The following is a 13,399-nucleotide window of genomic DNA, read 5'->3' on the forward strand; positions in this document are numbered from 1 at the left end:
CCGAGAGGCCACCATGACCGAGGAACAGCACACGATCCGCTGGGGGCATGACGCCCTTCGGCTCCAGATCACCCTCGACGGGGACGGCTGCCCCCGCCTGACGTACCTCGGGCCGCCCGCCGACGGTGACGCGAGCCCCGATGCCCTTCTGCCCCTGGTGGAGGTGACGGCAGCGGGGCACGGCCGCGGCTGGTCGGGCAACCGCCTCGTCGACACCACGATCGGCGGGCGTCTGCGCCACCGCTCCCACCACACGGCCCGCGAGGGTGACTGGCACACACTGACCGTCCAACTCCACGATCCCGGGACAGGGTTGGCCGCAGATATGATGTACCGGTCACCCGACGGTGTGCCCGTCGTGCGCGGCGAGGTGACCCTGCGCAACGAAGGACGGGAGACACTGTCCCTGGAGTCGGTCAGCTCTCTCGTCGTGGGCTGCCTGACCGCGGAAGGTCCGGCGGCCATCGACGCCGCCGACCTGCTGTGGGCGGACAACGACTGGCTCGCGGAATGCCGGTGGCAGCGCCGTCCGATGCGCCTGACCTCGCCCGTCCTGAGCGGACGTGTGCACTTCGGCAATGGCAGAGGAGGCTTCGCCCTGACCGGGCAGGGCAGTTGGTCCAGCTGCGGACATCTGCCCATGGGTGGACTGACGGACCGTCACTTCGGCCGCACCTGGGTGTGGCAGATCGAGCACAACGGCGGCTGGCGCTGGGAGTGCGGCGAGCGCCACGGCGCGGCGTACACCGCACTGTCCGGGCCGACCGACACGCACCACGGCTGGCGGCACGCCCTGGCACCCGGGGCGGCCTTCAGCACCGTACCCGCCGCCCTGGCGTTCAGCGCCGACGGCGGCCCGGACGCCGCGTTCGCCGCGCTGACCCGCTACCGACGCGCCCTGCGCCGCCCGCATCCCGACCACAGGCGGCTGCCCGTCATCTTCAACGACTACATGAACTGCCTGATGGGAGACCCCACCACCGACAAGCTCCTGCCGTTGGTCGACGCGGCGGCCGAGGCCGGTGCCGAGTACTTCGTCATCGACGCCGGCTGGTACGACGACGGCGACGGCGGCTGGTGGACCACCGTCGGCGCCTGGGAACCGGCCGCCTCGCGCTTCCCCGGTGAGAGGGGCATCCACGAGGTGCTGGACCGGATCCGCGCACGCGGCATGGTCCCGGGGCTGTGGCTGGAGCCGGAAGTGGTCGGCGTGCACAGCCCCGTGGCCGGGATCCTGCCCGACGAGGCGTTCTTCCGCCGCGACGGGGTCCGTGTCGTGGAGGGCGGCCGGTACCACCTGGACCTCCGTCACCCCGCCGCACGTGCCCACGTGGACCAGGTGGTGGACCGCCTGGCCGGCACATGGGGCGTCGGCTACCTCAAGCTCGACCACAACATCGACCCCGGCTCCGGAACCAGCAACCGTCCCGGCGAGTCACCCGGTGCCGGACTGCTCGGCCACAACCGCGCCCAGCTCGACTGGCTCGACGGCATCCTCGACCGGCACCCCCACCTGGTGCTGGAGAACTGCTCCTCCGGCGGCATGCGGTGGGACCACGCCCTGCTGTCCCGGCTGCAGGTGCAGTCCACCAGCGACCAGCAGAACCTCCGGCTCTACGCGCCCATCGCGGCCTCGGCGCCCACCGCCGTCACCCCCGAACAGGGCGCCGTCTGGGCCTACCCGCAGGCGGAGGACTCCCTCGACGAAGTCGCGTTCACGATGGCCGGCGCTCTCCTGGGCCGTATCCACCTCTCCGGTCGGCTGCCCGAACTGCGGCCCGAGGCGCGCGCCCTCGTCCACGAGGCGGTGACGGTGTACAAGGCCGTCCGCGCCGACCTGGCACAGGCCGTGCCCTGCTGGCCCCTCGGCCTTCCCGCCTGGGACGACCCCTGGATCGCACTGGCCCTGCGCACCGGCGGCACCACCTACCTCACGGCCTGGCGCCGCCCCGGCACGGAGACCTCCGCGACTCTCCGCCTGTCGCACCTGCGCGGCTCACACGTCCGCGTGGACCTGCTCTACCCGTCCTCCAGCCAGGCCACCACCAGCTGGCACCCGGACACCGGCCAACTCGCCGTGACCCTGCCCACCGCGCCCTCCGCCGTGCTGCTCCGGCTCAGCCGCCTCAACGCGACCTCTCCGGACGAAACATCCGCCTGAGACACGCACAACCCGTATACCGAAAGGACCTGGTGGCTTGTCAGACACCGGCCCCGCCAACCCCGTGATCCCCGGTTTCCACCCCGACCCCAGCATCTGCCGGGTCGGCGACGACTACTACCTCGCCTGCTCCAGCTTCGAGTACTTCCCCGGCGTACCCCTCTTCCACAGCCGTGACCTGGTGCACTGGACGCAGATCGGCAACGTCCTGGACCGGCCGAGCCAGCTGCGTCTGGCGGCCGACGTGCCGTCCTCCGCCGGGATCTACGCCCCTACCCTGCGCCACCACGACGGACGCTTCTGGCTGATCGTCACCAACGTGAGCGGGGGCGGCGGCAACCTGCTCGTCACCGCCACGGACCCGGCCGGACCGTGGTCGGATCCCATCTGGGCGCCGGGCGTGCCCGGCATCGATCCCGACCTGGCCTGGGACGAGGACGGCACCTGCTGGTGCACCTTTGCCGGGGTCGGGCAGGTACGCATCGACCCGCACACCGGCGAGACGTACGGGCCACCGCGGAAGTTGTGGTCCGGCGCGCCCGGTGACAAGGCTCCGGAGGCGCCACACCTGTACCGGATAGGCGACTACTGGTACCTGCTCATCGCCGTGGGGGGCACCGAGCGCGGCCACGGCGTGGCGATCGCCCGCGGTCTCACACCGAGCGGCCCGTTCGAGCCCTGCCCGGCCAACCCGATCCTCACCCACCGCAGCACCGACCACCCCGTGCAGAACACCGGGCACGCCGACCTGGTCCAGGCGCCCGACGGCTCGTGGTGGATGGTGCTGCTCGGGGTACGGCCGGGCGGCGGCACGCCTGGCTGGCACGTGCTCGGCCGGGAGACCTTCCTGGCACCCGTGACCTGGGTGGACGGCTGGCCGGTGGTCGGCGAGGTCGCCCTGGACCTGCCGGAACTCCCGTGGCCTGTGGTCCCCGGACCCGTCGAGGAGCCGCGGGACGACTTCGACCTGAGCGAACTGCGCCCGTCGTGGATCTCCGTGCGGGACCGCCCGGCCGAGCACTGCACCACCAAGGAGCGCCCCGGATGGCTGACGCTCCGCGCGCGGGGCGTCGACCTCGACGAACCCGACGTCGTCTTCACCGGCCGGCGCCAGCAGCACCTGTCGTGCCGCGCGCGGACCCTGGTCGATCCCTCGGACGGAACCGGCGGCCTGGCCGTGCGGCTGGACGAGCGGCACCACTACGCGATCGAGGCGTCCGGCAGCGAAGTGCGGGTGATCGCGCGCGTCGGCTCCCTGCGCACGGTCGTGGCCGCACAGCCCGTACCCGACGGGCCGGTGGTCCTCGGCCTCACGATCACCGACCCTCCGCCGCCACACGACGCCCGCACCGGCCCCGACGTCGTCTCCCTCGGCTTCGAGCAGCCCGACGGCACCTTCACCGTGCTCGCGACCCTCGACGGCCGTTACCTGTCGACCGAGGTCGCCGGCGGCTTCACGGGCCGCGTCATCGGCATGTACGCCGCGGCCGGCACCGTCCACTTCGACTGGTTCGCATACGAGCCCCTCAGACCATGACCACCGATCCGACCACCCACAACGCGACAACCCGACAACCGAGCGAAAGGAACAACAGGTGAAGGACATACGGCACCCCGCACACCACCGCAGCCGCGGCCCCGGGCGCCTGGCCGCCCTGCTGCTGACGCTGCTCGTCATCGTGGGCCTGACCAGCGGCACCACGATGGCGGCGACCGACGGCCCGGCGCACCCGGCGCGGACCCAGGTCAGGGTTCCGGCCTCCGCCAAGGACGCCGTGGCGGCCATGCAGCCCGGCTGGAACCTGGGCAACACGCTGGACGCCATCCCGGACGAGACCTCCTGGGGCAACCCCGCGGTCACCAAGTCCCTGTTCGACACCCTCCGCGCGCAGGGCTTCCGCAGCGTCCGCATCCCGGTGACCTGGACCGACCACCAGTCCACCACCGCGCCCTACACCATCGACGCCACGTACATGAACCGCGTCAAGCAGGTGGTCGACTGGGCGCTGGCCGACGGCCTGTACGTCGTGATCAACGTCCACCACGACTCGTGGCAGTGGATCGCTGACATGACGACCAACCACGACAAGGTGCTCGCCCGCTTCGACGCCTCCTGGTCCCAGATCGCCGCCACGTTCCGGAACGAGCCGCGCACCCTGCTCTTCGAGAGCGTCAACGAGCCGCAGTTCAACAACGCCACGCCCGCGCAGAAGACCCAGTTCCTGAACGAGCTGAACACCTCCTTCCACAAGGTCGTCCGCGCCACGGGCGGCGGGAACACCAACCGCCTGCTCGTCCTGCCCACGCAGGGCTGCACACCCGCCCAGAACCTCATGGACGACCTGTCCACCACGATCAGCGCACTGCACGACCGCAACCTCGTCGCCACCGTGCACTACTACAGCTGGTACCCGTTCAGCGTGAACGTCGCGGGCGGCACCCGGTACGACGCCTCCGCCCAGAAGGACCTGACCGACGCCTTCGCCCGGATGCACGACACGTTCGTCGCCAAGGGCATCCCCGTCTACCTCGGCGAGTACGGCACGCTGAGCTGGCCCGACTACAACCATCCCGACCCCATCGAGCGGGGTGAGGGACTGAAGTACCTGGAGCAGCTCGGACACCAGGCGCGGGTCGCCGGGGTCACCACCGCCCTGTGGGACCCCTTCTCCTACCTGAACCGCTCCACCCTCAAGTGGCGTGACCCCGCCCTGTTCGCCTGGATCAAGTCGAGCTGGACCACGCGCTCGGGTACCGCCTCCTCCGACCAGGTCTTCGTGGCGAAGTCGACCCCGATCACGGCCCAGTCACTCACCCTGAACCCGAACGGCACCACCTTCCGGGGCCTGTGGCAGGGCAGCAAGAAGCTGGTCGCGGGACGGGACTACACCGTGTCCGGCGACCGGCTCACCCTCACGGCCACCGCGCTGACCCGGCTGACCGGCAATCGTGCGTACGGCGTGAACGCGACGCTCCAGGCCCGGTTCTCCCGCGGGCTGCCCTGGAAGATCGACGTCATCACCTACGACACCCCGGTGCTGTCGAGCACCACGGGCACGAGCAGCTCGTTCGCCCTTCCCACGCAGTACCGCGGTGACGTGCTGGCGACCATGGAGGCCACGTACGCCGACGGCAGCAACGCCGGTCCGGCCGACTGGACCCCGTACCAGCAGTTCAACCAGTCCTTCTCGCCCGACTACGCGGGCGGCAGGATCACCCTGACGTCCGACTTCCTGAAGGCGCTGCACGACAACGCGCCGGTGACGCTGAAGTTCCACTTCTGGAGCGGCACCACCGTCACGTACCACGTGACGAAGTCCGGAAGCTCGGTGACCGGCACGGCGTCCTGACCGACCGGCCCTCCGCCCTGGTTGCTCGCCCCCGTGCTGGGTGACCAGGGCACTTCCCGCGTAACGGCGCGGCCTCACGCCTCGCGGTGAAGACTGCGGTGGGGCGATCGGGAACGGGATACTCCTGGCCTTCAGCTGGTCCCGCTCCTCCTCGGAGAGCTGCGCCACCGACAGAACGCACTGGGGGCGCCGTCCGACCGTGTCGTCGATCATCTCGTCCGTGTCATGGAGTGGATCTTTTCGATGTGGGCAGCTCCGTTCCACTCCAGTCCATACATCCCATGTCGCTGCACACCATCAGGGTAACCTGTCGGCCAACTACGGCCGTTTCACCACAATATGTGTCCCAAGACTCGACAGAGATGCCACCGGCGTTCGTTAATTCATCCAATGTCTCGGAAGATCGATCGAACAGGAGGATCCACGTTGCCGGAATCCACGTCACGCAGATCGGTACTCGCCGCCATGGCGGCCATGACGGTGGCCACCGCAGTCGGTTCCGTCGCGGTGGCGGCACCCGCGTACGCCGCGCCCGACGCGCCGCCGCCGCTGCCGCTGCCTGCCCTGCGGATCCCGAGGACCGACATGGGGATCGAGCAGCAGCCGGATTCCACGATCCAGTGGCTCCAGGACGCCAAGCTGGGCATGTTCATCCACTGGGGCGTGTACGCGGGCCCGGCCAAGGGCGAGTGGTGGATGCACAGCGCCCCGGTCACGCCGGCGGCCTACCGGAAATACGTCACCGACGCCACCGACGAGCAGTTCACCGCGGACGCCTACGACCCGGAGGCGTGGGCGCGGCTGGCCAAGGACTTCGGTGCAAGGTACGTGACGCTGACGACGCGCCACCACGACGGTTTCGCACTGTGGCCGCTGAACCATCCCAACAGCTGGAACTCAGGGCAGGCGCCGCTGGACCGTGACTTCGTCAGGGACTACGTCGCAGCGGTGCGGGCGGCGGGTCTGAAGGTGGGCCTGTACTACTCGCCGATCGACTGGCGCTATCCCGGCTACTACGACGTCCGCGGCACCCACTGCGCGCCCAACCCCTGGAACTACACCACCGATCCCGCGCACAAGGAGAACGCGCGGGTCATGAAGACCGAGGTGTACCAGTCGGTCAAGGAGCTGGTCACCCGGTACGGCCCGATCGACGACCTGTGGTGGGACGGCGGCTGGGTGGCGGAGCAGGGCAGCGACGCGGACGGCGCGTTCTTCTGGGAGCCCGGCCGGTACCGCGACCCCGCCAACGAGTGGCCGGTGGACGACGTCTACGGCGAGACGGACGGCGACGGCAGACCGCTGGGGCTGATGGGCATGGTGCGAAAGCACCAACCCGGGATCGTCGCCACCTCACGCTCGGGCTGGACGGGCGACTACGCCAGCGACGAGGGCCCTTCCGTCCCGAGCGGGGCGATCCGCACCGGCCTCGTCGAGAAGGTGTTCAGCGTCGGCAGCACCTGGGGCTACAACTCCGACGGCGCCGTGATGAGTTACGGCACCGCCATGGACATTCTCGTCAACTGCTGGGTGCGGAACATGACCGCGATGGTCAATGTCGGCCCGGACCGGCACGGTACGGTGTCCGACGCCCAGGCCGGGCTGCTGCGGCGGATCGGCACCTTCATGGCGTCCTGCGGCCGGTCGGTCTACGGGACCCGCGGCGGCCCGTGGAACCCGGTCGACGGCAAGTACGGCTTCACGTACAAGGACGACACCCTCTACGTGCACCTGCTGCCCGGCTACAGCGGAACCTCGTTCACCACCCCGTCGCTCGGTGACGCCAGGATCGTGCGGGCCTTCAATGTGCGCACCGGTGCCGCCCTGGCGTACTCGGCCGGCGGCGACGGCCGGGTGACGATCACCGGCATCGACCGCACCACCCAGCCCGAGGACAGCGTCGTCGGCGTCACGCTGGACCGGTCCGTGCAGCCGACCGACATCGCTGTCGGCCGGACGACGACGGCCGACAGCGAGGAGTCCTCGAAGGGCAACACCGCCGCGAGGGCGGTCGACGGTTCCACCGCGACCCGGTGGTGCGCGAACGACGGCGGCACCGGCCACTGGCTCAAGGTCGATCTCGGCTCGCCCCGCTCGCTGACGGGCACCCGCATCGCCTGGGAACTGGACGGGACCAACTACCGGTACACGATCGAGGGTTCCCTCGACAACCGCACGTGGAGCACGCTGGTCGACAGCACGGCCACCACCAGCACCCGTCAGGTCCAGGTCGCTCTGTTCCGCACTCGGGCACGGTACGTGCGTGTCACGGTCACCGGGTTGCCTTCCGGGGCATGGGCGTCCATACGCAACCTTGAGGTCTACGACCGGCCCTTCTCCACCGAGCTGGGATCGTAAGCGCCGGACACTCGGCACCGGGGGCTTCGGCCACGCCGGCCGAAGCCCCCGGTTCCCGGGAAAACCCTCAGGAAGTGACGAAGACCCGGACGTCCCAGGCGCCGAGGCTCACCGATGTGCCGACGGGAATCACACGGCCGTCGAGGACGTCGGTCAGATCGCCGGGTGCGCGGACGGCGGCCTCCTGCCAGCTCCAGTTGTGCACCACGTGCGCGCGTCGCCCGTCGGGGCAGGTGCCGGTCGTCACGGTCACGGACGCGGTCAGGGTGCCCCATCCGCTGCTGGGTGTGGGCGCCAGCCACTCGGCAAGTGCGCGGGCCGTGCCGCGTCCGGGTACGGTGCCGACGCAGGTGACACGGCCCGCCCCGTGGCGGCGGGTGGTGATCGCCGGCCAGCGGCCGAAGTGCGGGTGCTCGTACTCGGCGAGTACCTCGGCGTCGACCACCGTCAGTCCGTCCACCCAATGTGTCGCGGTCCCGCCCTCGGGCAGTGCGAGCGGGCTTCCGGGCGCGGCGCGGAGCGGCAGTTCGGCGGGCAGGTTGCCGACCTCGTCGTACCAGACGCCGGCCGCCGCCACGAGGCGTGCGGGAGCCTGCTCGTGCCGCGCCCGGGCCTCGTGGTCGGCGTAGCCGGTACGGGGTCCGAGAACCAGGTGGCCACCGGCGTGCGCGTACTGCCCGAGCCAGTCGAGGGTCGCGTCGTCGGCGATGTACAGCCCGGGGACGACCAGCACGGGGTGGCTGCGTGCGGCCTGGTCGGGTGCCATGCCCTCGCGCTCGCCGCGGGGGTCGTGCAACTGACGGGCGTGGAAGATGCGCACCTGGCGGCCGGCGTCGAACGCGCCGCGGTAGAAGGGGTCGAAGATGCGCTGGTACGCGGCGGGGTCCGGGCCGCCGTCGGCGGTCGCGAGCGGCGGATACTTCTGCATCAGCCATTGGTCGGCATCGAGTAGACCATGGCGATGTCGGCGTCCGGCTCGATGCCGGCGACCAGCGCCCCGGCGGCGTCGAACTCCGCGCCGAGCCGGGCGAGTTCGCCATACACACGCCCCGGACGGCCGCTGTGCGGCAGGATTCCGCCCCAGTGGGTCTCCGCGCCGAAGTGCAACGTGTGCCAGTGCCAGTACTCGACCATCCGCGCACCGCGTGCGACCAGCGCCCAGGCCGCCTGCCGCCACTGGCCGTCGTAGGCGGGCTTGTTGACCCAAGGGGCGTCGATGGCCTGGGCGTTGGTCTCGGTGACCAGGAAGGGAGCCTGGCGGGAGGAGAACATCCGGTCCCCGCTCTGGAACAGCGCCCAGACGCCTCTGGTCTTCCACTGCTGCTCGTGGTCGTCGGGTGTCCGGTCGGGCAGGGACAGGCCGTCCTGCATGTCGTAGTACGGGTTGCCCGCGGTGACGTCCAGGCTGTCGGTCAGCTCGTCGTCCTCGAAGGCGGGGTGGCCGTAGGAGATGCAGGTGGTGACGAACTGGTCGTCGCGTGCGTAGGCGCGCACGATGTCGGCTTGCCAGGCGACGAACTCGGTCGTCTGCCGCGCCTGGAACGCCCGCCAGGCGAGGTCGTACTGCGGCTGGGCGTTGCCGTCCGGTGTCCACAGGTCGGCCCAGGTCGACAGCCGGTGCGACCAGTAGACCAGGCCCCATTCGCGGTTGAGGGTCTCCACGTCCCCGTACCGGGCGCGCAGGTGGTCCACGAACCGCTGGAAGACACCGTGGTTGTGCGGCAGCCGCAGGCCGGGCTCGTTGTCCACCTGGAAGCCGATGACCGCCGGGTGGGCGGCGTACCGGGCGAGGATCTCGCGGGTGACGCGCTCGGCGTGGAACCGGAAGGCGGGGTGGGTGAAGTCCGCCTCCTGGCGGGCACCCCAGCCGATGCGCTGACCGGTGGCCCGCTCCGCGGCGATCTCCGGGTACTGCCGGGACAGCCACGGCGGCACGGCGTAGGTCGGCGTACCGAGGACGACCGAGATTCCTCGTTCGTGGGCACCGTCGAGAACCGGCCGCAGCCAGTCGAGGTCGAACGTCCCGTTCTCCGGCTCCCAGGTCGACCAGACCGACTCACCGACCCGGATGACGGTGAACTTCGCCTCGGCCATCAGATCCAGGTCGGCCTTGAGCCGCTCATGGGGCTGGTACTCGTGGTAGTAGGCGGCGCCGAACAGGACGCGGGCGGGCAGGGCGGGCATGAGCGACCTCCGTTGGTTGGTGGAGCGGCCCCTGGCACGACAATCGGTCAGTTGTCGGCGTGAACAATCGAAGCGCTTCGACTTCCACGAAGCGGAAGCAGTGAAGTCGAGACTAACGATGGCGTTTCACCTACGACAAGGTCTTACGAACTAGACAGTTGATGCCGCCAGGTGACAGGTTTGTAGCGCATGACGGCGTCGATGCGCTTCGACTACGCCGAAGTCCGGTCCCCTCCCCATCACAAGGACCACCATGTATCCCTCTGATCAAAGTCCTGACGAACTCCTCGCGTACCGGCCGGAGATGTCCCCGCCGGAGGACTTCGACGCCTTCTGGCAACAGACCCTGGCCGAAGCACGCTCCCGAGGCGGAGCGGTGAAGGCCGAACGGGTCACCGAGCGGTATCTGCTGAGCACCGTCGACGTGGACGACGTCCGCTTCCCCGGCTGGAACGGCGAACCGGTGGCCGCCTGGCTGCTGCGCCCGCGCGGCGCCGAAGGGCCGCTGCCGGTCGTCGTCACCTTCATGGGTTACTGCGGCGGCCGCGGGCTGCCCACCGACCACCTGCTGTGGTCCGCGGCCGGTTACGCCCAACTCGTCGTCGACAGCCGGGGCCAGGGCCACGACACCCCGGACCACGGTCAGGGCGACGGCACACAATGGGTCGAAGGCTTCATGACCCGCGGCATCGACTCACCCGGCAACCACTACTACCGCCGCCTCATGACGGACTGTGTGCGCGCCGTGGACGCGATCGCCGAACTGCCCGGGCTGGATGCCGGGCGGGTCGTCGTCGCGGGCGGCAGCCAGGGCGGCGGCCTGGCCCTCGCGGTCGGCGGACTCGTCCCGGAACGGGTGGCGGCGGTGCTCGCCGACGTCCCGTTCCTGTGCCACTTCCGCCACGCGGCGCGGACCAGCGGGGACGGCCCGTACCTGGAACTCACCAAATACCTGCGCTGGCACAGTCCGCACCGCGTCGAAGCGACCTTCGCCACACTCGACTACTTCGACGGCGTCCACTTCGCCCGCCGTGCGACGGCCCCGGCGCTGTTCAGCGTCGGCCTCATGGACCCGACCTGTCCGCCTCCCACCGTCTACGCCGCCTTCAACCACTACGCGGGGACGGACCGGACCATGACGGCCTGGCCCTTCGCCGACCACGGCGGCGGCTTCGGCTTCAACACCGCAGAGCAGCTGAAGTGGCTGCGCGAACGCGGGCTGACCCCGCAGCAGTAGGCCTGGGGGGCCGGCCCGACCCAAGCGCCGGCCCCCCTTCGCCGGACGGAATGCGTCACGGCGGGACGGTCAGGCCGTCGTACCGGTGACCGAGGTTCCGGACTTGGTCACGTAGTACGTCGCGGTGGTGCCGCTCCAGAAGTGGAAGGTGAGTTTCACCCGTGTGCCGTCCTTGAGTGCGTTGAGGAAGGCGGACGGGACAGTCAGAACTTGCCGGGGAGTCGCCAGATCTGGTTCTTCTTGGTGCTGAGGGCGCTTGCCGGGTCGCAGGTCCACTGGTGGATCAGCGCTCCCGGAGCGGTGGAGATGTTGCTGACGTCGACGCACTTGCCGCTGTGGACGGCGACCAACTGGTAGTCCTGGCTGTTGCCGAGCGCGGTGACAGGGTTGAGGGTGAACTGCTGGTTGGCCGCGCCGTTGCAGGTGTACTGGATGACGGCGGCGCCGTCGGCGGTCGACGCCGCGGAGACGTCGAGGCACTTGCCGCTGAGCTCGTCGACGACGGTGTAGGTGTTGGTCTTCCCCGCCACCGGCTTGAGGTCGAGCATCTGCTGGTAGCCGCCCTCGCAGTGGTACTGCTGGTACTGGGTGCCGTTGGCGGTGCTCAGGTTGGTGTCGTCCAGGCACTGGCCGCTGTTCTCGCTGACGGCGACGGTCGAGACGGTGGTGCTGGACGGCGGGAGCAGGGTGACGGTGTAGCCGTCCTTGGCGTTGCTCCAGGGGATGCTCACCGAGGCCGCGTTGTTGCCGACGGTCAGGGTGGTGTCGGAGATCGTCTCGGGTCCGGCCACCGCGGCGCCGCCGTTGTACGGGACGCGCTGGACGACGGCGCGGACCTTGCCGCTCTCCACCACCGAGGTCGTGTTCAGGCCGGTGAGGTTGACCGTGACGTTGCCGGTGTTGCCGTTGCTGCCGAGCAGGACCTTGGCGTTCTTGGCGGTGTTGTCCTTGGTGGCGAGGCCGTCGGTGTTGGTGCCCGGAGTGAGGTTGACGATGTTGCCGGTCTGTGAGCCGTAGTAGCGGTACATGAACCACTCGCCCAGCGGCAGGTACTGGCCGGAGCTGTTCTTGGTGAGCAGGTTGGCCTCGTAGTCGTGCAGGTTCGTGCCGGAGGCCCAGTTGCCGCGCAGGCCGTCGGCACCGGCGCGCTCCAGACGGCCGATGAACCAGGCGCCGCCGCCGGGGTTCTGCTGGGAGAGCGCCGCGTACTCGTTGATCTGGTACGGGCGGGTGTTGGTCAGGCCTGCCGCGGCGAGGGTGGAGTTGGCGCCGGCGACGCCCGGGACGGGATCGGCGGGTTCGTCGTGCCAGCTGTAGATGTCGGGGGCGACGTTGTGGGCCTTGACGTAGGTGAGGTAGGTGGTCCACCAGGTGTTGGAGGAGGTCGGCTGGCCCGCCATGCTGGGGCCGACGATGAGCTGGCCCGGGAAGGCCGCCCGGACGCGGGCGTGGAAGCGCGACCACATCTGCAGGTACTGGCTCTGCGAGGGAGCCCAGAAGCCCCTGCCGTCGGGCTCGTTCCACAGGTCCCACTGGACGGTCATGTTGTTGGCTTTGACGTCGTTGATGAGCTGCGTGACGAAGTTGTCGAACTTCGTCCAGTCACCGTTGTCGCCGGGCCAGCCCTGGCTGGTGGTGCTGTCCGCGCCCCACAGGTCGTGCGGCAGCAGCACGAAGGTGCCGCCGAGTGCCGCGGTGCGCTTGTACTGGGCGAGCGTGGCGTTCCAGCGGGTCTGGTAGTCGGCGAGGCTGGTGCCGTAGCCGCCGCTGTTGAGCTGGGCGCCACCGGCCCGCATGAAGTGCCACTTGATGTCCTTGAAGAAGTGGTCCTGCGGCAGCGACCCGTTCGGCGTCATCCCGTAGATCATGCCGGAGGCGCGGTAGGTGGGCGCGCCTCCGGCGGTGGCGAAGTCGACGGTGACGCCGGTGTCGGCGGCCTGTGACGGGGCCGCGGGCACGAGGGTCGCGGCCAGGGCGGTCAGCAGGACGGCGACGGAGGGGACCGTTCGGCGTCCGGTGCGGGTGGTGTGGCTGGGGTGTATCCGGGGCGATTTCATGGTGCGGCTCCTGCATGAGTGGGGCGGGCCCGGACGGCCCGGGGGCTATTGG

Annotated in this window: 7 protein-coding genes and 1 pseudogene; 5 read left to right on the forward strand and 3 right to left on the reverse strand. The window is 70.0% G+C overall.

Annotated features, from left to right (window positions below):
* The first annotated feature begins 13 nt into the window (after positions 1–13).
* The 4 genes from AQI88_RS38060 to AQI88_RS38075 all read left to right on the forward strand — a co-directional run bounded on the left by AQI88_RS38060 (position 14) and on the right by AQI88_RS38075 (position 7,869).
* The gene (locus tag AQI88_RS38060; RefSeq protein WP_067009174.1) at positions 14–2,161 is read left to right on the forward strand and encodes an alpha-galactosidase; all 2,148 of its coding nucleotides are present in this window, start codon (positions 14–16) and stop codon (positions 2,159–2,161) included.
* Between the two features lie 37 nt (positions 2,162–2,198).
* Entirely contained in the window at positions 2,199–3,698 is a 1,500-nt protein-coding gene (locus AQI88_RS38065) for a glycoside hydrolase family 43 protein (RefSeq protein WP_067009177.1), read from the forward strand.
* A gap of 58 nt (positions 3,699–3,756) precedes the next feature.
* Entirely contained in the window at positions 3,757–5,511 is a 1,755-nt protein-coding gene (locus AQI88_RS38070; protein ID WP_067009180.1) for a cellulase family glycosylhydrolase, read from the forward strand.
* Between the two features lie 465 nt (positions 5,512–5,976).
* Positions 5,977–7,869, forward strand: coding sequence for an alpha-L-fucosidase (locus tag AQI88_RS38075; RefSeq protein ID WP_244184519.1), 1,893 nt, complete (start codon positions 5,977–5,979; stop codon positions 7,867–7,869).
* Between the two features lie 67 nt (positions 7,870–7,936).
* On the opposite strand, the pseudogene AQI88_RS38080 reads toward AQI88_RS38075, so the two are convergent.
* A pseudogene (locus AQI88_RS38080) lies at positions 7,937–10,053 on the reverse strand (beta-galactosidase).
* A gap of 253 nt (positions 10,054–10,306) precedes the next feature.
* Between AQI88_RS38080 and AQI88_RS38085 the strand changes: the two are divergent.
* Positions 10,307–11,290, forward strand: a complete 984-nt coding sequence (locus AQI88_RS38085) for an acetylxylan esterase (RefSeq protein ID WP_067009186.1) — start codon at positions 10,307–10,309, stop codon at positions 11,288–11,290.
* Positions 11,291–11,359: 69 nt separating this feature from the next.
* Here AQI88_RS38085 and AQI88_RS44140 read toward each other — a convergent pair whose 3' ends face one another.
* Both AQI88_RS44140 and AQI88_RS38090 read right to left on the reverse strand, forming a co-directional pair.
* Entirely contained in the window at positions 11,360–11,566 is a 207-nt protein-coding gene (locus AQI88_RS44140) for a hypothetical protein (protein WP_079058066.1), read from the reverse strand.
* Positions 11,494–13,347, reverse strand: a complete 1,854-nt coding sequence (locus AQI88_RS38090) for an RICIN domain-containing protein (protein ID WP_067009189.1) — start codon at positions 13,345–13,347, stop codon at positions 11,494–11,496. The genes AQI88_RS44140 and AQI88_RS38090 overlap by 73 nt, the downstream gene beginning before the upstream one ends.
* Positions 13,348–13,399: the final 52 nt, after the last annotated feature.

The sequence above is a fragment of the Streptomyces cellostaticus genome (assembly GCF_001513965.1).
In the GTDB taxonomy this organism is placed as follows: domain Bacteria; phylum Actinomycetota; class Actinomycetes; order Streptomycetales; family Streptomycetaceae; genus Streptomyces; species Streptomyces cellostaticus.

Excerpts from the sequence above, each read along its gene's own strand:
- AQI88_RS38085 (WP_067009186.1), top strand. The coding sequence starts at position 10,307 with ATGTATCCCTCTGATCAAAGTCCTGACGAACTCCTCGCGTACCGGCCG.
- AQI88_RS38075 (WP_244184519.1), top strand. The coding sequence starts at position 5,977 with ATGGCGGCCATGACGGTGGCCACCGCAGTCGGTTCCGTCGCGGTGGCG.
- AQI88_RS38090 (WP_067009189.1), bottom strand. The coding sequence starts at position 13,347 with ATGAAATCGCCCCGGATACACCCCAGCCACACCACCCGCACCGGACGC.
- AQI88_RS38060 (WP_067009174.1), top strand. The coding sequence starts at position 14 with ATGACCGAGGAACAGCACACGATCCGCTGGGGGCATGACGCCCTTCGG.